Origin of the sequence: Algoriphagus jejuensis, from assembly GCF_039523455.1 — a bacterium.
In the GTDB taxonomy this organism is placed as follows: Bacteria; Bacteroidota; Bacteroidia; order Cytophagales; family Cyclobacteriaceae; genus Algoriphagus; species Algoriphagus jejuensis.
The window spans coordinates 59,724-81,546 of sequence record NZ_BAAAFI010000013.1; the positions used below are offsets into that span (position 1 = coordinate 59,724).

20 protein-coding genes are annotated in these 21,823 nt (G+C 46.2%); 6 read left to right on the plus strand and 14 right to left on the minus strand.

Features of this window, described 5'->3' with window-relative positions:
* Window positions 1-50: 50 nt before the first annotated feature.
* The 6 genes from ABD031_RS12580 to ABD031_RS12605 all read right to left on the minus strand — a co-directional run bounded on the left by ABD031_RS12580 (window position 51) and on the right by ABD031_RS12605 (window position 6,840).
* Complete coding sequence (locus tag ABD031_RS12580) at window positions 51-425, minus strand: hypothetical protein (RefSeq protein WP_343851960.1); 375 nt, start codon at window positions 423-425, stop codon at window positions 51-53.
* 90 nt (window positions 426-515) lie between these two features.
* Complete coding sequence (locus ABD031_RS12585) at window positions 516-1,280, minus strand: DUF2490 domain-containing protein (protein WP_343851962.1); 765 nt, start codon at window positions 1,278-1,280, stop codon at window positions 516-518.
* A gap of 222 nt (window positions 1,281-1,502) precedes the next feature.
* Window positions 1,503-3,038 (minus strand): glycosyltransferase family 39 protein, encoded by a 1,536-nt coding sequence (locus ABD031_RS12590; RefSeq protein WP_343851965.1) that lies wholly within the window; start codon window positions 3,036-3,038, stop codon window positions 1,503-1,505.
* A 152-nt stretch (window positions 3,039-3,190) separates the two neighbouring features.
* Window positions 3,191-3,577 (minus strand): DoxX family protein, encoded by a 387-nt coding sequence (locus ABD031_RS12595; protein ID WP_343851967.1) that lies wholly within the window; start codon window positions 3,575-3,577, stop codon window positions 3,191-3,193.
* Between the two features lie 547 nt (window positions 3,578-4,124).
* Window positions 4,125-5,468 (minus strand): sensor histidine kinase, encoded by a 1,344-nt coding sequence (locus ABD031_RS12600; RefSeq protein WP_343851969.1) that lies wholly within the window; start codon window positions 5,466-5,468, stop codon window positions 4,125-4,127.
* Window positions 5,458-6,840: a sigma-54-dependent transcriptional regulator gene (locus tag ABD031_RS12605; RefSeq protein WP_343851971.1), complete on the minus strand. Its 1,383-nt coding sequence runs from the start codon at window positions 6,838-6,840 to the stop codon at window positions 5,458-5,460. Before ABD031_RS12605 ends, ABD031_RS12600 begins: the two co-directional genes overlap by 11 nt.
* A gap of 179 nt (window positions 6,841-7,019) precedes the next feature.
* On the opposite strand from ABD031_RS12605, the gene ABD031_RS12610 reads away from it, so the two are divergent.
* Entirely contained in the window at window positions 7,020-7,445 is a 426-nt protein-coding gene (locus ABD031_RS12610) for an FKBP-type peptidyl-prolyl cis-trans isomerase (RefSeq protein WP_343851973.1), read from the plus strand.
* Between the two features lie 143 nt (window positions 7,446-7,588).
* On the opposite strand, the gene ABD031_RS12615 is transcribed toward ABD031_RS12610, so the two are convergent.
* The 4 genes from ABD031_RS12615 to rsfS all read right to left on the minus strand — a co-directional run bounded on the left by ABD031_RS12615 (window position 7,589) and on the right by rsfS (window position 11,724).
* The gene (locus tag ABD031_RS12615) at window positions 7,589-8,419 is read right to left on the minus strand and encodes a hypothetical protein (protein ID WP_343851975.1); all 831 of its coding nucleotides are present in this window, start codon (window positions 8,417-8,419) and stop codon (window positions 7,589-7,591) included.
* Complete coding sequence (locus tag ABD031_RS12620) at window positions 8,419-9,192, minus strand: UDP-2,3-diacylglucosamine diphosphatase (protein ID WP_343851977.1); 774 nt, start codon at window positions 9,190-9,192, stop codon at window positions 8,419-8,421. Before ABD031_RS12620 ends, ABD031_RS12615 begins: the two co-directional genes overlap by 1 nt.
* A gap of 64 nt (window positions 9,193-9,256) precedes the next feature.
* Complete coding sequence (ftsH, locus tag ABD031_RS12625; RefSeq protein ID WP_343851979.1) at window positions 9,257-11,311, minus strand: ATP-dependent zinc metalloprotease FtsH; 2,055 nt, start codon at window positions 11,309-11,311, stop codon at window positions 9,257-9,259.
* A gap of 65 nt (window positions 11,312-11,376) precedes the next feature.
* Window positions 11,377-11,724 carry a ribosome silencing factor gene (rsfS, locus tag ABD031_RS12630; RefSeq protein WP_343851981.1) on the minus strand — a complete coding sequence of 116 codons (348 nt, stop codon included), beginning with the start codon at window positions 11,722-11,724 and terminating at the stop codon, window positions 11,377-11,379.
* Window positions 11,725-11,782: 58 nt separating this feature from the next.
* Between rsfS and ABD031_RS12635 the strand changes: the two genes are divergently transcribed.
* Entirely contained in the window at window positions 11,783-12,547 is a 765-nt protein-coding gene (locus tag ABD031_RS12635; RefSeq protein WP_343851983.1) for a biotin--[acetyl-CoA-carboxylase] ligase, read from the plus strand.
* 75 nt (window positions 12,548-12,622) lie between these two features.
* Window positions 12,623-13,942, plus strand: coding sequence for an adenosylhomocysteinase (ahcY, locus tag ABD031_RS12640; RefSeq protein ID WP_343851985.1), 1,320 nt, complete (start codon window positions 12,623-12,625; stop codon window positions 13,940-13,942).
* Between the two features lie 49 nt (window positions 13,943-13,991).
* On the opposite strand, the gene ABD031_RS12645 is transcribed toward ahcY, so the two are convergent.
* Window positions 13,992-14,792 carry a hypothetical protein gene (locus ABD031_RS12645; RefSeq protein WP_343851987.1) on the minus strand — a complete coding sequence of 267 codons (801 nt, stop codon included), beginning with the start codon at window positions 14,790-14,792 and terminating at the stop codon, window positions 13,992-13,994.
* A 78-nt stretch (window positions 14,793-14,870) separates the two neighbouring features.
* Between ABD031_RS12645 and ABD031_RS12650 the strand changes: the two genes are divergently transcribed.
* Window positions 14,871-15,743 (plus strand): SDR family oxidoreductase, encoded by an 873-nt coding sequence (locus ABD031_RS12650; protein WP_343851989.1) that lies wholly within the window; start codon window positions 14,871-14,873, stop codon window positions 15,741-15,743.
* A gap of 56 nt (window positions 15,744-15,799) precedes the next feature.
* Here ABD031_RS12650 and ABD031_RS12655 read toward each other — a convergent pair whose 3' ends face one another.
* Together ABD031_RS12655 and ABD031_RS12660 are read right to left on the minus strand one after the other, a co-directional pair.
* Window positions 15,800-16,846, minus strand: a complete 1,047-nt coding sequence (locus tag ABD031_RS12655) for a PAS domain-containing protein (RefSeq protein ID WP_343851991.1) — start codon at window positions 16,844-16,846, stop codon at window positions 15,800-15,802.
* A 312-nt stretch (window positions 16,847-17,158) separates the two neighbouring features.
* Complete coding sequence (locus ABD031_RS12660) at window positions 17,159-17,650, minus strand: DUF4494 domain-containing protein (RefSeq protein ID WP_343851993.1); 492 nt, start codon at window positions 17,648-17,650, stop codon at window positions 17,159-17,161.
* Window positions 17,651-17,847: 197 nt separating this feature from the next.
* Here ABD031_RS12660 and ABD031_RS12665 point away from each other — a divergent pair, with 197 nt between their 5' ends.
* Complete coding sequence (locus ABD031_RS12665; protein ID WP_343851995.1) at window positions 17,848-20,103, plus strand: patatin-like phospholipase family protein; 2,256 nt, start codon at window positions 17,848-17,850, stop codon at window positions 20,101-20,103.
* A gap of 25 nt (window positions 20,104-20,128) precedes the next feature.
* Here ABD031_RS12665 and ABD031_RS12670 read toward each other — a convergent pair whose 3' ends face one another.
* Entirely contained in the window at window positions 20,129-20,608 is a 480-nt protein-coding gene (locus ABD031_RS12670; RefSeq protein ID WP_343851997.1) for an Mpo1 family 2-hydroxy fatty acid dioxygenase, read from the minus strand.
* 75 nt (window positions 20,609-20,683) lie between these two features.
* Between ABD031_RS12670 and ABD031_RS12675 the strand changes: the two genes are divergently transcribed.
* Window positions 20,684-21,811, plus strand: coding sequence for an NAD(P)/FAD-dependent oxidoreductase (locus ABD031_RS12675; RefSeq protein WP_343851999.1), 1,128 nt, complete (start codon window positions 20,684-20,686; stop codon window positions 21,809-21,811).
* The last annotated feature ends 12 nt before the right edge of the window (window positions 21,812-21,823 follow it).

Sequence of the window (21,823 nt, forward strand, 5' to 3'; positions counted from 1 at the left end):
TTTTTGATTGTTGAAATAGGTTGTGGGACAAAGCGCAGGGAAGATCGGGTTTATTTGTTTGGCGAGGGACTAGGGTAAAACTCCTTTTTTAGGATTGTGTAATTGATCGAGTCGCCAAATTCCTTGACAGGCATGCGGCTGTCAGAATCAGGGAGTGTGTAAATCGGCATGCGAGACTGATAGGACGGTGGGCTAATAAAAGTAATCTCCCGATCGAGAGAAAATGGCCTGGGTTTCAATAAAGCATTGGAATCCAAACCTACCGTGTCCGGAGTGAAGGATTGGAGGTTTTCTGGGAGGGCGAATCTGGAGCCGGGGAAAACGAATAGGGGATCGGACTTGAAGTCTGGCTTTTGCTTATCCTGTGCCATCGCTACTGACGAAAATCCAAAAATCAAGAGTAAAAAACTGCCAAAGATTTTCATGGGAAAATGAGCTTGGTTTGGTAAAGTTAAAACGAGAGGGATTCTTCTAAGTTTTGAATTCAGTAAACTAAGTTCCGATAGGAGACTGTTTTACTTTTTCGAAACGTCTCGAAAGTCCAAATTGTGTCGAATCTGTAACCAATAAACCCGGCTCTGCAGGAAATTATCAGGGACAACTGTACTGGCGTATTGGGAATTGTAGGTCAGGGAGATACTCAGATTTTCGCTCCATTGAAGGGTTGGGCTGAAGACCAAGCGGTTCTGATCGAAGACTCGGTCAGTGACTTCCTTGCCGGCGTTGAGGAAGATTTCATTGCCGATGTTGAGAAGCATTTTTCGGGTTGGATCTTTGGTGGAAAGATTTGCGACAGGAATACTTACCATGAGCGCATAGCGGAAGCGGAAGTTAAAATCCACCGTTGCGGCGTCAAGTACTTCGTCTTTGAAAAAACGCTCCTCGATTCTTAGCCGATTGCTGAATTTCACTTTGCCCCAGGCGCTTTTGTGCAAAATTTCCTGATGAGGCCGATATTCATGACGGACAATTTTTTCGCGTTCATATACGCCAAGGTAGGCTAGTCCTCCGGAAACTCTCAATTTCGACGAAAGGGAATAGCCCATGGCTCCCCGGATGATGTAGGCGGATTTGTTGTCAAATCCGTCTCTCCAACGAAATCCACCGTCCAGCAGGACATTCCACTTTTCCGAAATCCGCCCTTCGTGATAAGATTGGATCCAGACCTGGTTGGAACTAATAACATTTTTCTGGGCAAAAGCGGAGGTGCTTAGCAATGAAACTGCGGCGATCATAGTGAGTCGAAACCGGGTTTTGTAAAGCGAGTGAAATCTCTGCAACTGAAATGGGGGATTTGAGCGTTTGAGCATGGAGTTTTCAATGTCCTACCAAGCAAATATCAATAGGAAAATCCTGCTCCAAACTATGCAGCTGACTTTTTCCATTTTGAAAGGAATAGTACCTCATTTTTCCTGTTTCAGAAGCGCTTTCTTGAGCAGAGAAGAAAGGCTTCGGTTCTAATATGCGTACCAGACTCTTTCACCCTGTCTCCAAGATTTTCACTAGAAATTGCCGTTTTCCCAAACCTTTTTCTCCTCAGTAATTTCCTCTCTCAGGATCGGATTGATGTCTCCTTTGGCTCCCCGAAGGAAGTGGACCGTGGTTCTGATTTCACGGGCGAGAGGATGGGTGATTTTGCCGATCTCCCGATATTCTTCGAAAAAGCCAAGTTCACGAGCTGTGATCTTTTCATCCTTTTCCCAGACCAGAATCAGATTGTCCACTTTTTCCTCCAAATCAAACCAATACAGGTAGTCTGCATTCATGGTCAGGGCTTGGAGTCCGGGAGTTTTTGAGTAAAAATTGATAGCACCGGCCTGTCCATAGTTGTCGCAGATGATCAGGGTGCGGCCTTCCTTGGACATCATTTGGTAGGCAGAATCCACCAGATGAGCCAGCTCGCTCCACCCTAACATGTCGGCGAAGTCTTGGGGCAGGGGGTGCTCTTTGCCGTCTTCCCAGCGGTTGAGACCGAGAAGTCCATAAGCAGGCGGTTTTTCGAGGATTCTATCCGGTGAAAAAAAGGGGTGGATCAGGGGAAAAGCAGGTAAAAACAGCAAGGGAGGCAGGACAAGGACGATGGGCCTTAGATTTCTTTTCCAACCGGTTGCCAGAAAATCAGAGAGCAAAATCGCTCCAAAAGCCAGCAACACGGGATACAGTCCGATGGCATAGTAGGCCTTACCCTGAAGATAGGTGAAGATCGCCAGCGTGAACAAAAACGTCCAGAAGATAAATTGAAAGCGCTGAAATCGTTTTGCCAGAATAATCCCGCCCAAGCCAATTGTCCAGATTATCAAAGACGGGTAGAAAAAGAGCAATTGCTCGGTGAGAAAGCCGATTCGACTCACATTGACGAGCTGGTACTTGCTCAGGAGGCTCATGTGGGTGAGCACCGGAAAACCGTTTTCGTACTGCCAGTAGATATTTGGCGCAACCAAAATGATTGCCATCAATAGCGCAAGGTAGAGGTGTTTATTTTGGAAAATGGAGCGACTGGGCGTGATCAACAGCGCAGGAAATACGCCCATCGCCAGGAACAGGATGTTGTACTTGTTGAGTACTCCGAGTGCAAAACTTGCGGCCAGAAAGTAGAGCCATTTGGAGTTCTTGGTTTGGAAAAAGCGGATCAGTGTATAGAACACCAGCGTCCAGCAAAGGATATCGACCGAATTCGGTTGATAGAGGATGTTAAGCCGGATGAGTGCCGAGCACAGCATCGCGATGGCGGCAAGAGACTGGTCGTAGAGATTTCCTCCTAGTCGCTTGACCAGATCCCAGACGAGCCAGATGGTCATTGCTCCGAGAAGCGCCGGAAAGAAACGTACCCAAAATACCGAATTACCCAGTCCTCGGATCAAAACCGACATCCAGGAAGTGACCGGCGGTACCGACAAATATCCCCAAGCCAGGTGGTCAGCTTGGTCTAAATGAAGAAATTCATCCCGGTGTAGCTCAAAGGCGGGGTGAACGGCGATGTATTGCAGGGTGAATTTGAGAAGAATAAAAAAGCAGAGGAGAGCGGTTTCTTTTTTCACTTCCGATGGAGGTTCTGGGGCAAAGCAAGATACCGAAATAGAGGAAAAATTAAACTGCGCTTTGGAAATATCGGTTGGATGCGGGAAAAGCTTCGAGTAAACGGAATGAACCAGCCGTGGTCTGTCCCCACAGACCACGGAGTAGAGATCTCCTATGCTATTTCCTTCGCAGAATAGATCTTGTGATAATACACGTAGGAAGTAATCAAAACGGCCAGGATGATCAATGGCATAAATGTCTGGAAGTCCCGCCCGTCCACCGCCCAGTGGCTGATGCATGCAAAGATGAAGTCAAACGCAAAGCCTGCATAGACCCATTCCTTGACACGCTTGGGTAGGCTGGGAATGACCAACAGGATGGAGCCTGCGATTTTGAATATCACCAGGGCAACGCCAAAGTAATCGGGATAGCCTAGGTGGCGGACGCCTTCTTTGCCCAGTTCGCTTTGCGAGTAGAGTGCGGGCATGACCCCCTCAAAGAGGAAGATGAATATTGTAGCGGCCCAGTAAATAATGACGGTTGACTTGGATGGTTTCATGGTGTTTGATGTTTTGCTTGACCAAAATTAGATCTGTCAAAAGCAAGTCAGCAACACCGATTCCGACATTCTGAATGGGGAATTCCGACAGCAGAGGACGGTGCACCGTCCAATTTGGATGTCGAGGCTGTTGAGAAACGGAATTTTATTTCGAAAATCAGCAGAAAATCTAATTACAGGTGCTTAATTCCTGTTTTCAGTAGAAATCGTATACCTACAGGAGGAACGTTCTTACTTTTTGGTGAATTGCTTGTGGTATGAGCAGGGTCGTTTCTGTTCCGGTAAGGATGTTCTTGGTTTTACCGGTTGGTTTTAGGAGAATCGTTCGTTGTTTCAGATCAATAAGTGCTGGTTTTGTGAGCTTCGTTTCTTGGTGATTGGGGTGGGAGCTTGGCAATTCTTGTCGGGAGGGTCCAAAGAAAAAGTTTAACCCCGTTCGGGGACGTAAAATTTAGGGCGTGATACTAAGTAAAAGGCAGCGAGTGTTCAAACTTTTCTGCCTCCTCAACTGAATGGTTCCGAGCCCGCCGAAGCACTTCCGATTGAATCACCCGTTAAAAATCAGCTTAAACGTCGTGCCTTCGCCGAGCTTGGAGCGGACTTGGATGTTTCCCTTGTGGCGGCGCATGATCTGCTTGGAGAGGCTGAGGCCGATGCCGGATCCTTTCTTTTTGGTAGTGAAGAAAGGGATGAAGATCTTGCCCAATGCTTCTTCCTCGATCCCTTTGCCGGTGTCGCAGACTTCGAGAATGATCTTGCCGGCTTCGTCGATGAAGGCTTTGAGCGTGATGATTTTTTCCTCGGCCTCTTCCAATGCCTGAATGGCATTTTGAAGCAAGTTGATCATCACCTGCTCGATCTGGTTTTGATCTCCAAAAAGGATGAGTTCTTTCGGATTGAGTTCCTGGGTCAGCGTGATCCCCTGAGCTTCCAGCTGATTTTGAAGCAGGATTTCGAGTTGATCAAAGAGTTTTGCGATGCCGATAATCCCGAATTTCGGTGTGGGAATATGAGCGAGGCTACGGAATTCTGAGACGAAATTAATCAGGCCTTCGCTGCGTTTTTCGATGGTGCTCATTCCCATCAGAAAGTCCTCCAACTCTTCCTCTGACGCTGTTTGATTACTCTCGATGCGTTGCTCGATTTCGCCCTTGAGCGTGCCGGCGAGAGAGGAGATAGGGGCAATGGAGTTCATGATTTCATGCGTCAGGATCTTGACCAGGTTTTGCCAGGCCTCCATCTCTTTCTCCTCGAGCTCGGATTGGATGTTTTGCAGGGACACGAGCTTGAAGCGCTCGCCACGCATCAGCAGTTCGATCACATAAACCGAGAGCTGCATAATCCCATCGGGGTGGGCGATCTTGATGAGTTCCGAGCCACCCGTCCGGAGGTTTTGGACCGCCAGATGGAGTTCCTTGTTGATGACCTCGATCTCGGAGATGTTTTTGAGCTCATGTATGTCGAGGATTCTTTTGGCGGCGACATTCAGAATCTGTATGTCTCCGTTCTCTCCGAAAGTGATCAGGCCGATGCTGAGGTGCTTAAACACTGAGCGGAAATATTGGTAGTTGGCTTCTTTCTCCGCCTGATCTTCCTTGAGCTTGGCCAGGATAGCATTAAACTCAATGTGGAGATCATCAGTTTCGGTGCCGTCAAACTTCACGGGATAGAGCTGCGAGTACTTGTCCTGCTTGATGTTGTCCAGGAAAAGACGCACTTTTTTGAAGGAGCTCTCGGAGTATCTGACCAGAAAGATGATTTGGAATACCACTAAAATTAAAAACAGAGAAATCATAAAGACTCCCCAGTCATCGATGATGGCGTAAGCAAGCAAAAAGAGCGAGGCAGCGACCAGCGCGATGCGGCCCAGCAAGCCGACTCTATAGTCCATATTTTTCTAATCTTCGGTAGAGGGACGCTCGGGTCAAACCAAGTTCTTTAGCCGCTTTGGAGATGTTTCCGCCATTTTTGTCGATTGCGCGCTGGATTGTGCTACGCTCCATGTCGTCCAGATTGAGCGTGACTGAGGTGGGAGCTTTGTCTGATGCCGGCTTTGCAGAGAGGAAAAAGAAGTCCCTGCTATCCAGTTCGTCTCCCTCAGCCATGATTATTGCCCGTTCGATGGCGTGCTGGAGCTCGCGGATGTTGCCTGGCCACTGGTAGCGTTGCAACAGTTCCATGGCAGCAGGCTTGAAGCCCACGAAGGTCTTTCTGTATTTTTGTGAATAGTTTTTCAGGAAATAGTTGGCCAGGGTCGGAATGTCATCCTGTCTTTCGCGAAGCGGAGGAAGGAAGATTTCGACCGTGTTGATTCGGTAAAGTAAATCCTGTCGGAAGGTGCTTTCCATAACCATCTCATGCACGTGCATATTGGTCGCGCAGACCAGTCGGATATCCACGGGGATGGCCTTGTTGGTGCCGATGCGGGTCACTTCTCTGCGTTGCAAAACAGTCAGTAGTTTGGATTGCAGAGGCATGGACAGGTTTCCTATTTCGTCCAGAAAAAGCGTGCCTTTGTCAGCGATCTCAAACCTTCCTGCACGGTCGTCTTTGGCATCGGTGAAGGCGCCCCGTTTGTGACCGAAAAGCTCGGACTCAAACAGCGTTTCGGTGATCGCACCCATATCTACGCCGACGAAGATCTCATCATTTCGCAGGGATCGCTCATGAATCGCCCGTGCGATAAGCTCCTTACCCGTGCCGTTTTCTCCTAAGATCAAGATATTGGCATCCGTCTGGGCAACCTTGTCGATGATCGAAAAGATGTTTTTCATCGAGGCCGAAGCACCGATGATGTCTGCGTATGGTTTTTTGAGATCAGTTTGAAGCTGTTTTTGCTTCTTCTGGAGCTTGTCCACCTCGTTGTAGCTTTCCTTTAGTTTGATTGCCGCGGAGAGGGTAGCGATGAGTTTTTCGTTTTGCCATGGTTTTAGAATGAAGTCCGTTGCGCCTTCTTTGAGCGCTTGCACGGCCATCTCTACGTCGCCGAATGCAGTGATCAGGATTACGACGGCTTTTGGGTCGATCTCCTTGATCTGACTTAGCCAGTAAAATCCCTCTTTGCCGGAGGTGGTGTCCTCGCGGAAGTTCATGTCCAGCAGGATCACATCGAAGCTGTTGTTGTTGATCAGAAATGGGATTCGACGTGGATCTTTTTCGATGACTACTTCTTTGGCGTGCTTTTTCAAAAGCATTTTGGCAGCGAAAAGTAAGTCTTCGTTGTCGTCTATGATCAATATTTTGCCTAAGTTCTGAGCTTCCATGGTTACTTGTTTGGATAGGTATTGGGAAAATGATGCCAAGTACTATTCCGGCGATTAAGCATGTATTTTTCCAGAATAGTGTACGTAAATGTACAAAAATATACTGTTTTCGGACATTTGTGTCCGGTTGGGCGGACAGGCAATAATTCTTATCTTTGAGTTTCACTAAATAGAAACTCATGCAAGCTAAAAAAGGAGATGCCGTCAAGGTTCACTACACCGGAAGATTGGAAGATGGGAGCGTTTTTGACAGCTCTGAATCCCGCGAACCGCTGGGCTTTACGCTGGGCGACGGTAATATGATCAAAGGTTTCGATGCGGCAGTATACGAAATGGTCATCGGCGATAAAAAAACAGTGACAATCCCGGCAGTAGAAGCCTATGGAGAACGCAGAGACGACATGATTATAGAGGTGCCGTTGAGCCAAGTTCCGCCGAATATTCAGCCGGAGATCGGGCTTCAGCTGGTACTTCAAGGTGGAGGCGGACAGCCCATGCCGGTAACGGTCGTTGATTTGACAGATGAAAAAATCATTCTCGATGCCAATCATGATTTGGCTGGTAAGGATTTGATCTTTGATATAGAGCTGGTAGAAATCAGCTAAGCTGACCTGAGGCTAATTGCCTCCTGGGTAGGATTTAATTGATAGCCGGCAGGAGATATTCTGTCGGTTTTTTTGTATCTAATCTGGAAGGAGAATGGCCGGGAAGTCAGCTTACAAAGCTCGGAGGAGTGTTTGACCGAGTATCACTTCAATTGCTTAAAACCCTCAGGTAGTGAGTAAACTTTGATCAGGTCTTTTTCCACAAAAACTATTTTTTCCTGGCCAATTTGAAGGTATTGGATGGTTTTGGAAGGAAGTAGACCCATGTCGAAAATAGCCTGCGACTTCAGGGAATACATTTTCAACATTGCCCCCTCTACCCAAAAGAGATTTTCCTTGTAGAAGCACATCCGCTGATCGATCCTCAGATTTATTTTTCGAAGAAAATTGCCCTGATTGTCAAAGATGAAAATCCCGCTTTCAGGCACATTCATGAACAGTCGGTTTTTGAACTCCCTGACTTCAGTCACTTTCAAGTTTTCCACATCCAAGTTCATGTTGAGCGGTAGCGATTGCAACACGAGGTTTCGAGGATAGTCTAAGTTTTTGATTGAAAGATCGGATTCGTCCCATACCCAGATGGTGTTATTATTCCCTAGGGTCGCAGCTTGAGGAAGTGTAATATCATTGAGGAGAAAGCTGTTTTCTGCGATGGGATTGAGGAATCTGTCCAAAATCCGATATTCTTGGAGATCTGCAGAAAAGCAGAAAATATTCACCGTCCAGGCGGCCTCGAGCTGCTGAAGTCGCCCCTGTCGACTGGGGGAGTATATGTTAAGCTGCTTTCCTTTGGGATCGAAGAGATATACATCTCCAGAAGTGTTGGTGGCGTAGATTTGATCTTTGGTGTCGAGGGATACCAGATCGAGAAACTCCAAGTGGATTTCGGCAACCGAAGCATCAAAATCTAGCGCTTCTTGGCAAAATAGAGATTTGGTCAATAGCCCGAAAAAGAGGATAAGGGGAAATTTCATCACTCGAATTTCAAGAGTTTGGCTTGAATTCCATCATATTCCAAGTAGGTACATTGGGTGACCCATTCGCCTAGATTAATGTAGGTGGAATTTTCCGAAACTTCAAGTTGAAGCGGGAGGTGGCGATGCCCGAAGATATAGAGGTCGTGATGAACTTTGCGTTCCATCTCCTTGCAATACTGCCAAAGCCATTCTCCCTCGCCGAGGAAATGATTTTCGTTTTTCGCGGCGTTTGATATCCTACTACGGCCTGACCAGGCTTTAGCCAGCCTCATTCCCAAATCCGGATGAATCCAACGAAATAGCCACTGGGCAAAGCTGTTGGTGAACACCTTCTTGAGTAATTTGTAAAAATGATCGCCCGGGCCCAGGCCATCGCCGTGTCCAACGAGGATTTTTTGCCCCTCTATCATCAGCTCGATCGGGTGATGGTAGACCGGGATCCCTAGTTCTTGGGTGAAATAGTCCTTCATCCACAGGTCGTGGTTTCCCGTGAAAAACAGGATTGGAATGCCCCGGTCACGCAGTTGGGAAATCTTGGAGATGAAGGGGATAAATCCCTTGGGGATCACGTGTCCATATTCAAACCAAAAATCGAATAGATCGCCAACTAAAAAGATTGCAGCAGCGTCATCGGCGACAGAGTCCAGCCAACGAATGATTTTTTTTTCTCTGATTTTACTGGTCTCCGAGTCTGGTGCTCCGAGGTGAAAGTCGGAAGCGAAATAGAGTTTTTTGCCGTGCAGGGCAAAGTCCGGAGTATTGGTTAGCATTTCCCAAAGATAGGATCGTGGGTGCAAAATAAAAAAGCCCCGATTGGCTCAGGGCTTTTTGACTTTATTTTTCTGGATTCGTCTCCGGTATTTCTACATTCGCGGGTTCGATTACAGTTTGGCCATCTTCTGCTTTAGTATCGAGAGGAGGAGTGGTTTTCTTTTCCTTTTTATTGGTGAATGCCTGATAGGTGGTTTCCTTGGCAAAAGGTCGCTTGCCGATCAATTTCTCCAAGTCCGCCTGGAAGAGGATTTCTTTTTCCAACAATTCCTGAGCGAGAATTTCCAAATGCTCTCGGTGCTCATTCAAAAGCGCAAGCGTCCGTTCATAAGCTTCCGAAATGAGATTACTCACTTCTTTGTCGATCATCTCGGCAGTAGCCTCTGAATAGGGCTTGGTCATCTTGTACCCATCGCTCTTGCTGTCAAAGAAAGAAACATTTCCAAGCTTTTCATTCATACCGTACACAGATACGATAGAATAGGCCAGTTTGGTGATTCGCTCTAGGTCGCTAAGAGCGCCTGTGGATATTTTGCCAAAGATGATCTGTTCAGCTGCACGTCCTCCCAGGGTCATGCACATCTCGTCCATCAATTGCTCGGTTTGATACAGGAACTGTTCTTTCGGCAGGTATTGGGCATATCCCAACGCCGCCACCCCACGGGGTACGATACTCACTTTTACCAAAGGATCTGCATGCTCTAAGAACCAACCGGCGACGGCATGCCCTGCTTCGTGATAGGCAACAATGCGCTTTTCTTCAGGGGAGATAATTTTATTTTTCTTTTCAAGACCTCCAATCACACGGTCGACCGCATCTTGGAAGTCCTGCATATCTACGGCAGACTTGTTTCTACGCGCAGCAATCAGAGCGGCTTCGTTGCAGACGTTGGCAATCTCGGCTCCTGCGAAACCTGGGGTCTGAGCTGCTAACTTCTTAGGATCAATGTCATTGGAGATCTTGATCGGTCCAAGGTGAACTTTGAAGATTGCTTCTCGACCGACAATGTCCGGCTTGTCGATAGATATCTGACGGTCAAATCGACCCGGTCTCAATAATGCGCTGTCTAGTACATCGGGTCGGTTGGTGGCCGCCAGTACGATTACCCCGGTGTCGGTACCAAATCCGTCCATTTCTACCAAAAGGGAATTCAGGGTGTTTTCTCGCTCGTCGTTGGAGCCTGGCATCTGGCCTTTTCCACGAGATCTACCGATCGCATCGATTTCATCAATGAAGATGATACAAGGTGCCTTTTCTTTCGCTTGCTTAAATAAGTCCCGCACACGGGCAGCGCCTACACCGACAAACATCTCCACAAAGTCAGAACCTGAAAGTGTGAAGAAGGGTACTCCCGCTTCGCCAGCCACTGCTTTGGCAAGCAAAGTCTTACCCGTACCTGGAGGGCCTACTAGCAATGCCCCTTTAGGGATCTTGCCGCCCAGTTTGGTGAATTTGCCCGGATTCTTCAGGAATTCTACGATTTCCTGAATTTCTTCTTTGGCTTCATCCAATCCGGCTACGTTGTCAAAAGTGATTTTCACCTTGTTTTCAGCGTCAAATAGTTGTGCTTTTGATTTTCCAACATTGAAAATCTGACCGCCTGGACCGGATGGACCCGCCATGCGGCGCATCATAAACCAGAAGAAGACGAACAAAAGAATCAGGAATCCAAAGCTTCCGAAATAGCTGCTCCAGTTTTCTTCATTGGTCACCGACGCACCGATTCGATTTTCCTCCGGAACTTTCTCCTCCATTGCCTGAAAATCGGTCTGGAACTTATCAGAGGTCGTCACCTGCAACGCATAATGCGGGCCGGTAGGGTTGAAAAACGAAGAATTGGATTCTAGCTCGGTTTTATATTTTGTGTTTTGCAGTGCTCCCGGTTTCAGGGTGACGTCCACGCGGTTCATATTTCTGACGATGACCACTTTGGATACGTCTCCGGCCATGTACATGTCTTCAAAACGCTTTTGGGTAATGTCAATCACCGCACCACGCTGCTGAATCCATGTCAAGCCCAACAGTACCAGAACCGCGGCTATTATCAGCCAAAGCTGGAAATTGGGCTTTTGAGGGGCCTTTGGGACAAAATTTTTACTCTTATTTTTTTCGCTCATCGCTTTTATGGTAGTTCTGTAAACTTAAGGTAAAACGGCTTAATCTCTTGAATGTTTATTCGAGATTAATTGACTAGGGTGGTTTGGGCGTCCCCCCAAAGATCTTCTAATCCGTAGAATTCGCGTTTGTCTTGGATGAATATGTGGACGACTACATTGACATAGTCCATGAGTACCCATTCGCCGTTGGTTTTTCCTTCCACTCTCCAAGCCCCGCCTTCGCCGACTTTTTGTACTTCTTCTTCGATTGATTTTGAGATAGCTTCGAGTTGAGTATCGGAGTTGCCAGAGCAGATGACAAAGAAGTCTGTCACTGCATCCTTGATTTTCCTAAGATCTAACACCTGAATTTTAGAAGCCTTTTTTTCTTCCATTCCCCTGACGATAACCTTGCTCAACGCCTCTGCTGTCATATATTGATTTAATTTTACACGGCAATTAACTTACCCAAACCAGCCGAACAGAAAATTTATGTATAAAATTCTTGCCAACACGATTTTTTTGGGGAAACATGTTGTTTTTCTGCCAGAGTGTCACTCTACGAATGACAAGGCGCTTGAATTGATTAGGAGCGGACATGCGAGTCAGGGGTCTATTGTCGTCTGCGCCAATCAGACCCATGGCAAGGGTCAACGGGGAAACGTTTGGGAATCCGAGCCTGACCAGAATTTGACTTTTTCGTTGATACTCAAACCTGATTTTCTAGATATTTCAGAACAATTTTACCTTAACATGGTTGTCTCTAATGCCATACGAAACCTACTTCAGGAATACCTGCCGGACTTAAAGGTCAAATGGCCGAACGATTTGGTGGTGCCGGGAAAGGGTAAGATCGGAGGGATTTTGATCGAAAATATTCTTAGCTCCAGAAATTGGGAAATGGCCGTGATTGGGATTGGATTAAATATTAACCAAAGAAGATTCAGCAATCCGAAAGCGACTTCATTGGCGGCGATCACCGGAGGCCATTTTGACTTGCAGGAATTATTTAGGTTACTCATTGTGCATATCGAGCAGGGGTATATTGCTTTGAAAAAGGGAAAGACCTCAGAAATCATCAGGGATTACCTTCATCACTTATTTCTCAAAGACCAATGGACGTGGTATAGGGACAGTGCGGTCGAATTCGAAGGAAAAATATCGGGAGTATCTAGGGAGGGTAAACTCCAAGTAGACCTTAGAGATGGTGGAGTGAGAACTTTTGACCTGAAGGAAATTTCCTTTCCGGAGACTTAGGAGAGTTTTCAATTCACGATATAAACGGTACCTTTGCCTCATTAAAAAGACATCAATTCTCTAACTATCAATAACATGTCAGAAATAAAATCTGAAAAATTCGTTCAGTACAAAGTAAAAGACATCTCTCTTGCTGAGTGGGGGAGAAAAGAAATTAGATTGGCAGAGGCTGAAATGCCGGGTTTGATGGCCTTGCGATCGGAGTTTGGTCCGTCTCAGCCGCTCAAGGGAGCACGGATAGCAGGATGTCTCCACATGACTATCCAAACTGCTGTGTTGATCGAAACTTTGGTGGCTTTGGGAGCAGAGGTTACCTGGTCGTCTTGTAATATTTTTTCAACCCAGGATCACGCAGCAGCTGCGATTGCGGCAGCAGGAATTCAAGTTTATGCCTGGAAAGGCCTGAACGAAGAAGATTTTGATTGGTGTATCGAGCAGACCTTGTTTTTTGGCGAAGATAGACAGCCTCTGAATATGATTCTTGATGACGGTGGTGACCTGACTAATATGGTTTTGGATCGATATCCTGAGTTTGTTGCAGGCATCAGAGGATTGTCCGAAGAGACTACTACTGGAGTTCATCGACTGTACGAAAGAATGAAGAATGGCACGCTTCCCATGCCTGCTATCAACGTCAACGACTCAGTGACTAAGTCAAAATTTGACAATAAGTACGGTTGCAAGGAGTCATTAGTAGACGCGATCCGTCGAGCTACTGATGTTATGATGGCCGGTAAAGTTGCCGTTGTAGCAGGATATGGTGACGTTGGGAAAGGTTCTGCAGCTTCGCTAAGAGGTGCGGGAGCTCGCGTGATCGTAACTGAAGTAGATCCAATCTGTGCCCTTCAGGCAGCGATGGACGGTTTCGCAGTGAAGAAAATGGTAGATGCTGTGAAAGAAGCCGATATCGTAGTGACCGCTACTGGCAACAAAGACATCATTACCGGTGTTCATTTCCAATCTATGAAAGACAAAGCCATCGTGTGCAACATCGGCCACTTTGACAATGAAATCGACATGGCTTGGCTGAACAAAAACTACGGTCAGACGAAGAATGTGATCAAGCCGCAAGTGGATCTTTACGATCTGGATGGTAAGGAGGTTTTGATTTTGGCAGAAGGGCGGTTGGTAAACCTGGGTTGTGCTACTGGTCACCCATCCTTCGTAATGTCCAATTCATTTACCAATCAGACGTTAGCTCAGTTGGAGCTGTGGGAAAACTACAAAACCTACCAGCCGGGAGTATATGTTTTGCCAAAGCACCTGGACGAGAAAGTAGCTGCACTTCATCTAGCGAAGTTGGGTGTAGAGTTAGATACTTTGTCGGCAGATCAGGCGCAATATATCGGAGTGGAAGTACAAGGTCCGTTTAAGCCGGAGTATTACAGATATTAATTTGAGAATAAGTTGCTTATTGAAGCCCCGGAGAATTCTGGGGCTTTTTTTATGGATTCAATTGCAAATTTCTGCCGTCAGGCAAGGTAGAAATCACAATTGGATCACAAGTGGTGCCACTTTGAAAGCTTACGCTATAGCTTATACTGCTAGAGATGCTTCTTGACACGATCCATGACTCAGTGCCGGTTTGCGGGAGCTCCCAGCCTAGCCTGTAGCAGTCAAACTGCTGCACTTTTGCCGTGGTGGTAACCATCGAAAAATCTCTCCCGGCGGGATTTCTGCCATCAATTTTTCCACGGGTAGTTAATGACGACGGGTAGTTGCCTGAGCGTACCCATGAATAGGATTGAGCACCCGACGCGACAAAAGTCAATTGGTTTTCTAACACTACTTTCAGATTTTCAAAGACTTCCTCGTTTGCACTGGCGGAGATGGCACTGAAGTGGCGGATGCCATCGAGCCGATTTTTTTCAAAAAAATACACCTCGTACGCTAGTGTCCAAGTGGGTGTATCTGTCTCGGAAAGTGTGAAATCGAGAATAATTTTACCGTTTCTTATGCTTTGGTTTGGCTGCTCACATTCTGCCGTGGCGGGATAGACCAATTCGATAATTCTTGTATCGGGGATCGGAACGATGGTGGGACAGCCGGGCAATTCTGCCGAAGTAATTCTCAAATAATCTGAATAAGAGAGATTTCCCAGGTAGGCACTTTCACCGATGGCCTCTGACAATTTGAAAAATTGTGAGGATTCCTGTGTCAAATCGGTATTGATGTCTTTGTCGACTTCTTCGGAGCAGGCTCCCAGAAGCAATAGAGTGCAAAGAATAAATAATTGTTTCTTCATGATAATAGCAGAATTAGACTTCCTTTCAATTACCGCGCCTGAATACTATCTTGGGCACCAACGAAACCATTCAAAAGCATGAAATTTAATGAAGGAATGCTCCGTGAAGGAGCACTCAAAGGTAAAAACATTCTCGTGACTGGCGGTGGTACCGGCTTGGGCAGATCGATGAGCGAATATTTTTTAACTCTGGGAGCGAATGTGGTTATTTCGTCCCGCAAGATGGACGTGCTGGTTGAAACTGCAAAAGAAATGATGGCTTCGCATGGTGGTGCCGTCATCCCGGTCAGCTGCGATGTCCGCGACATTGCTCAGGTCGAAGCGATGTGGGAAAAAGCCAAAGCCGAGCTGGGGCAAATCCATGTCGTGCTCAACAACGCCGCTGGCAATTTTATCAGCCCTACCGAAAGGCTTTCTACCAATGCATTTAATACGGTGCTGGACATTGTGCTCAAAGGGACAACGCAGGTGACCTTGACTGCAGGCAAAGATTGGATCGCACAGAAGCAGCCAGGTACTTTTCTCAATATTGTTACCACTTACGCCTGGACTGGGTCTGGTTACGTCGTTCCGTCGGCAGCTGCCAAAGCTGGGGTTTTGGCGATGACTCGTTCACTTGCGGTGGAATGGGCTAAATATGGTATCCGCTCAAATGCGATTGCGCCTGGACCATTTCCCACCGAAGGTGCTTGGAGTAGACTACTACCCGGAGCGTTGGTCAAGAAGTTTGACCCTGCCAAAAAGGTGCCCATAGGAAGAGTTGGAGAGCATCAGGAGCTCGCAAATATTGCCGCTTATTTGGTCTCCGATTTTTCTGCCTATGTCAACGGCGAGGTCATTACCATTGATGGAGGAGAGTGGCTCAAAGGAGCAGGTGAATTCAATAATCTGGATCAAATACCAAACGAAATGTGGGATATGATGGAGGCTTCCAGGGGAAAAAAGCACTGAGCCCCTCCCTGATTTGGGGCTATTTAAAAGCGCGTTGGAAAATCAGGAGGTTGTGATTACTTCGGTTTGATTTCTCGTTCCAATGATTTGTTTTGAAGCACGGATTCTTTGATACTTTTTTTCAAAGATTGATCGAGCAGCTTCGACTCATTTTTAAGGATATCCAAAAGTTCTTTGGACTCCGGAGTTTGGTTTGCTGTTTCTAGAATCTGTAGTACCCCCAAGATATTGGCGACTCGAGCTCGAAGAGAATGTGACTGCTGAAAGGCCAAGTCTCTTAAAAAAAGGTGATGTTCCTGCATCAATATTTCCTGTTTCTTTTTTTCAGTGATGTCAATGAACAACCCTTGCATTTTAAGTGGACGCCCCTCGTCGTCCCATTTGGTAGTTTTGCCAAATCCGATTACCCATATGACTAGTTTGTCTTTTGTTGTTATTCTGAATTCCTCCCGGAAAGGCGCATTTCCGGTAGCGCTGAGATATAACGCTAGCTTCTCCGAAACAGCTGGCAAATCCTCTGGATGAATGTGCTTTTTCCAAGAAATATTATTTATGTTGTTGAAATCCTCGACACCGTAGCCCAGCACATGGGCCAGTTCGTCACTTATGTGACCGGTTGTTTTTTTTAGGTCAAACTCCCAAAAACCCAGTAATTTGCTTTCTAATACAATGTCCAACAGTTCATTGCTGTTGGTTGTATTGTCAATAAATTCATCCAAGCCAAGATCGAAGGAGCTAAACGGATCCTCAGGGTGGCCCAGCCCAAGACAAGTTCCAAAGTCTTCGGAGACAAAGAAGAATTCCCATCTGCATAGCACCGTGGAGTCTTTGGGATGGGCGATTTTATGTAAATCTACCATAAAGGACTGACGATTGTTTTTCCAGGCTCTATTGCGCTGGTTTTCAAATTTTGGCCAATCGGAGGCCAAGAAACAGTCTTCGAATCGGATAGGCTTTTCTTCTTGGGCAAGAACCGTAGGCATAGGGCCTATTCCCGAACTAAAAGTCAACGCTGTCCCGGCTTTATCAAAGGTCACTTGGAGAAAGTACTCTGAGGTAATCACGAGCTTGCCCAACACCTGTATGGATCCCCAATTTTGCATTTTCAAAAATAGATGAAATTCTTCTGGTTCGTTATGTAAAACAATAAAAATTATATAAAAAACATAAAAATACATTTAAAAAACCTGCTAGGGTAGCGATTTCTGTATTGATTGGGAAACATAAAACTTCATATATCGCCGAGAAATCATCCGTATTACTTGTTCTCTCTTACGCCCCCCAAATCGGTCTATGGACTAATCTCCAAATTCCTAAATGCCACCTTGTTCTTTCGTGATTCCTCTTCTCGGCCTGTCGGGAGTGGAGAGGATTTAAAACGAAAATGGCCGCAAATTCTTGCGGCCATTTTCGTCTTACAATTCTTCTTCCTGATTGACAGGCCTGAAGTTTCCTGGGGGTAGCTGTTCGGCTACCTCGTCTTTTTCAAATGGAAACACTTCGACAATAGAGCTTTCGTTGATATCAGGTACCCGGAAGCTTACCAACATATTACTGAGACTTTCTTGGATTCGATCGTAAGCCTGGCGCACATCCTCCGCGGTTACGATCATGTATTGCGTGACTTTTTTCTCTTTGCCATTCTCACCGTCAGCGATCAGGTAAGTAATCTTGCACTTATACCATACATCACAATCCTCAAAGTAAAACACGTCCACGATATTGCTCTTGCTGATGCCGGTCACCTGAAAGTCTCCTCTGATCTGAGAACCTAGCCGGTCGTATAGAATCGCCTCCGCCTCGGTAAATGACACCGCATCTACCAGATATTGCTCGGAAATGCTCTTTAGCAAGCCTTCCTCATTTTCTTTTGCGTACTTAACTTTGCACAGAAACCAGGTTCTCATCTTTTTGACTTTTAAGGATTCGAAGGTACTTTTTCTATTCTAAAGCTGCGAATGGTTGGGAGGAATAACTTCTGATTTACAGGAGCTGAATCGTTTAACCTGTTGACTTTCAGTTGAGAAAGTTTTAGCGCCTATATGCCCCTAAGCTTTCAATAGTAATTCTTAAAAAACAGTATCTTGTTCCCAACAATATGTCCATGCGCGAGAGGATTTTATACAGTTTTCCTGTTCAGCTTTTTCTACTTCACCTTCGGAAAAACCTAGCCTTGGTCTTGGTTTGGGTGGTATTACTGGGAGTGATACTCGAGCAGTTCGGAGTGGTATTGGGTATTCCATTTTTATTTTTGGATCCGGAATACCTGCATCAGGTTTCCTGGTTGAGTTTCTTTCTGATTGGGATTGGAATGGCTATTCTGACGATGGCGTTTCACATGACCACCTATATCATGGACGGGCGCCAGTTTAAGTTTTTGGCAATAATTCCTAAGCCTTTCATCCATTTTTGCATCAATAACTCCATTATTCCACTCATTTTTTACCTGATTTACAGCGTCAAATTCATCGTCTTTCAGCTAGATAATGATCTGCCTTCAAACTGGGAGGTGGTTAAGTTTTATCTTGGGTTTTCTCTCGGCGGAGTAGTGAGCTACAGTTTGATCTTTGGGTATTTCGCCCTCACCAACAAGGACTTTTTTATTATTTTCGCTGGGACATTGGATAAAAGACTGCGAAAAGTAAAGTTTACCCGTGCCAATGTGTTGAGCCAGTATAAGGCGCTTAAGATTGCTAAAGATGACGTTCTCAGCTACCTCGATCTAAGACTGAAAATGGTGAACGTCCGACCTGACATTTCCAGGTTTGAGACCAGAAAGCTGCTTCGTGTGTTTGATCAAAATCACCTGAACCTCTTTCTGATTCAGATCCTTCTGATTCTGTTCGTTCTTTTCCTGGGCTTTTTCAAAGAAGAAGAGGTCCTTCAGTTTCCAGCCGCCATGAGTGTCACCCTCCTGCTGGCGATCTTGGTGATGTTGGTGGGTGCGATGAGTTTTTGGCTGAGAAGCTGGGCCACGTTTGTGGTCTCTCTTTTATTGCTTTCGATCAATTTCCTCTCAAATGTTTCCTTTCTCAATCGTCCCCATGAGGTTTACGGGATTAACTATTCGGCACCACCTGCTTCCTATACTTTAGCGAAACTGGATTCCCTCACCCATCCAGATACCTTGAAAAAGGATAGAGAAAACACGCTTAGAATTCTCGATAACTGGAAGTCGAAATTTCTCGAAGATTCTCTTCCAAAATTGGTAATCGTCGCTTCAAGCGGCGGTGGGCAACGGGCTGCACTCTGGACACTTCATGTCTTGCAAACCATCCACGCAGCCACCGAGGGAGGCATCACGAAGCATACTGAATTGTATACCGGTGCTTCGGGTGGGATAATCGGAGAGGCATTTTTTAGAGAGATCTACTTACGATCACTTTCGGAACCTTCTTTTGATCCGACGAACCCCAAATACCTGGAGCAGATTTCTGCTGACAATCTCAACCCGATCCTGTTTACTTTGCTGGTCAATGACCTGTTGATCCGAAATCAGCGGTTTGAGTATCGCGGCTACAGCCATCTCAAAGACCGCGGCTATGCCTTCGAAAATCAGCTTAATCTCAATACGAACGGGATCTTGGATAAACCACTGGAGGCCTATCGGGCACCGGAATATGATGGTCAGATTCCCCTCTTGCCGGTCACTTCGCTGGTTACCAATGATGGACGTAAATTGGTAATCTCACCACATTCGATGTCGTACTTGGGGAGCTCTGTAATGGCAAAATCCGGTTTGGATGAGAAAAAACAGACGATCGACTTTTTGAGGTTTTTCACCGCCCATGATGCCGGGAATCTCCGATTTCTCAGTGCCTTGCGGATGAGCGCTACATTTCCATTTATCACCCCAAACGTCGAGCTTCCCTCGAATCCCGTCATGGAGACGATGGATACGGGCTTGTCCGATAATTTCGGGATTCAGGATGCCCTTCGGTTTTTGTATGTTTTTCAGGACTGGATAGCTAGTAACACCAGCGGGGTTGTCTTGATATCGATTCGGGATTCTGAGAAGTCCGTGGAAATAGCGCCTACCAAACCTCAGCGGATTTTTGAAAAAGTCTTTACGCCGCTCAAAAATATTTACGTCAATTGGGATAACCTGCAAACCATCCAAAACGAGGTGCTGTTCAACTACATGGGGGAGTCCATGCCTTTCGAGCTCGAGAGGATTGAGTTTGAATATGCACCGGAACAAGTCCAGATGGAAGAGCTGTCCGGCTCACAGGAGACTATGCAGCGAGCATCGTTGAATTGGAGGTTGACCGCAAAAGAAAAAAGGTCGATCGTGAAAAGCATTGGTTCTTCGAAAAACCGGCGCTCAATCGAAAAAGTCCAGCAGCTATTTTCCAAGTAGATATAGGGCGATCCACGCGATCAAATCAGTAAGGGATGCCGATTTTTTTGTAGATAAAGTGCATTAGCCAAGCCGGGCCGATCATGAGAAATTGGACATCTTTGAAAAAGGACGGTTTTTTCCCTTCGATCTTATGTCCAATAAATTGAATAATCCAAGCGACCACAAAGATTCCCAGGCTGATCATCCAGAGCTTGCCAGGAAAGGCGAGATTGAGAAAATCAGCCAGGGCAAGGCAGAATACCGAAAAGAAAAGCATGCCGACGGTCAGAGGCACAGATATCGAAAGGTAATAGACCAAAACCAGTGCTAAGGTCACCGTCGCCCAATTGGCAAAACTCCCCAAAAATGGCATGGCGTCTGGCAGAAAGCCTGTTGGGATACTAAAAATCAGTCCTACGATGCTGAAAAAAATCGCAGGAACACAAAACCAATGAATCAGCTTATTGGTCTGATTTCGATGGCTTTCCCCGTATTCGTCCAGGAGCAAATCGATCTTTCTCATAGTTTTTTGGGTTTATTGAGGTAGCTTGGATTCAAAATAGATAACTCATTTGAAATTATAAACGATACCGGGACAATGTTCAGTTATTGGGAGCAAAAAAACTTTCTCAAGTATGATTTGATCGTGGTTGGCGCGGGCTTTACCGGGCTATCGACGGCGATAAATTATAAAAAGAAGCATCCCAAAGCGAGCGTTTTGATTTTGGATAAGGGGGTATTGCCCTGCGGAGCAAGTACCAAAAACGCCGGTTTTGCCTGCTTCGGAAGTTTGACGGAGATACTGGATGATTTTTGGACGATGACCCCGGACGAGGTAACTGCTCTGGTAGAGATGAGGTACAAGGGGCTTCGCAAAATCAGAAAGCGATTTGGCGACAAAGCGCTTCAATATAAAAACAGTCACGGCTTCGAACTCCTCGACGCAGACAATATCGCTGCAGCCGATCAACTGCAGGAAGTCAACAAGATGCTTCGGAAGCTGTTTAAAAAAGATGTTTTTTCAGTGGTGAAAGAGCCAGAGACACTCGGTTTTTCCGATCGTGTCAAGATGGTCATCGAAAATCATTTCGAAGGTGAACTGGACCCGGGAGCGTATTTGGGCGCCCTTTGGGAAAATGCATCCGAGATGGGCGTGAAGATTTTGACGGGAGTCTCCGTGGTCGAAGTCCGCAAAGACGAAGGAGTTGTCATCGCCGAAAACAATTCCAATGAAGACTTTTTCGAATTCACCGGAGAGAAAGTTGCTATCTGCACTAATGCATTTTCTAAGAAGCTTTGGCCGCACGGTCCCTTGGAGCCTGGACGAGGCTTGATCCTTCTGAGTAAGCCGATTACCGAGAAAATCCCCTGGAAGGGTTCATTTCATATGGACAAGGGCTACGTGTATTTTCGTGAGATCGACGGGAGACTACTGCTGGGAGGAGCAAGAAACAAGGACTTTGAAGTCGAAAAAACGCTCGAGTTTGAAACCAACCCCAAGATCAAGGCCCATCTTATGCAACTCGCAACTGAGGTGATATTTCCCGGCCAAGTGATCGAATGGGAGATGGAGTGGACAGGAATTATGGCTTTTGGTCCAAATAAATCTCCGCTTATTCAGCCAATAGGAGCAAAAACAGCTGTCGCAGTTCGTCTCGGCGGGATGGGTGTAGCGATTGGTTGGGAGGTAGGGAAAGAGCTTTCCAAGCTTCTTTCGAGAATGTAATTGATTTTTTTA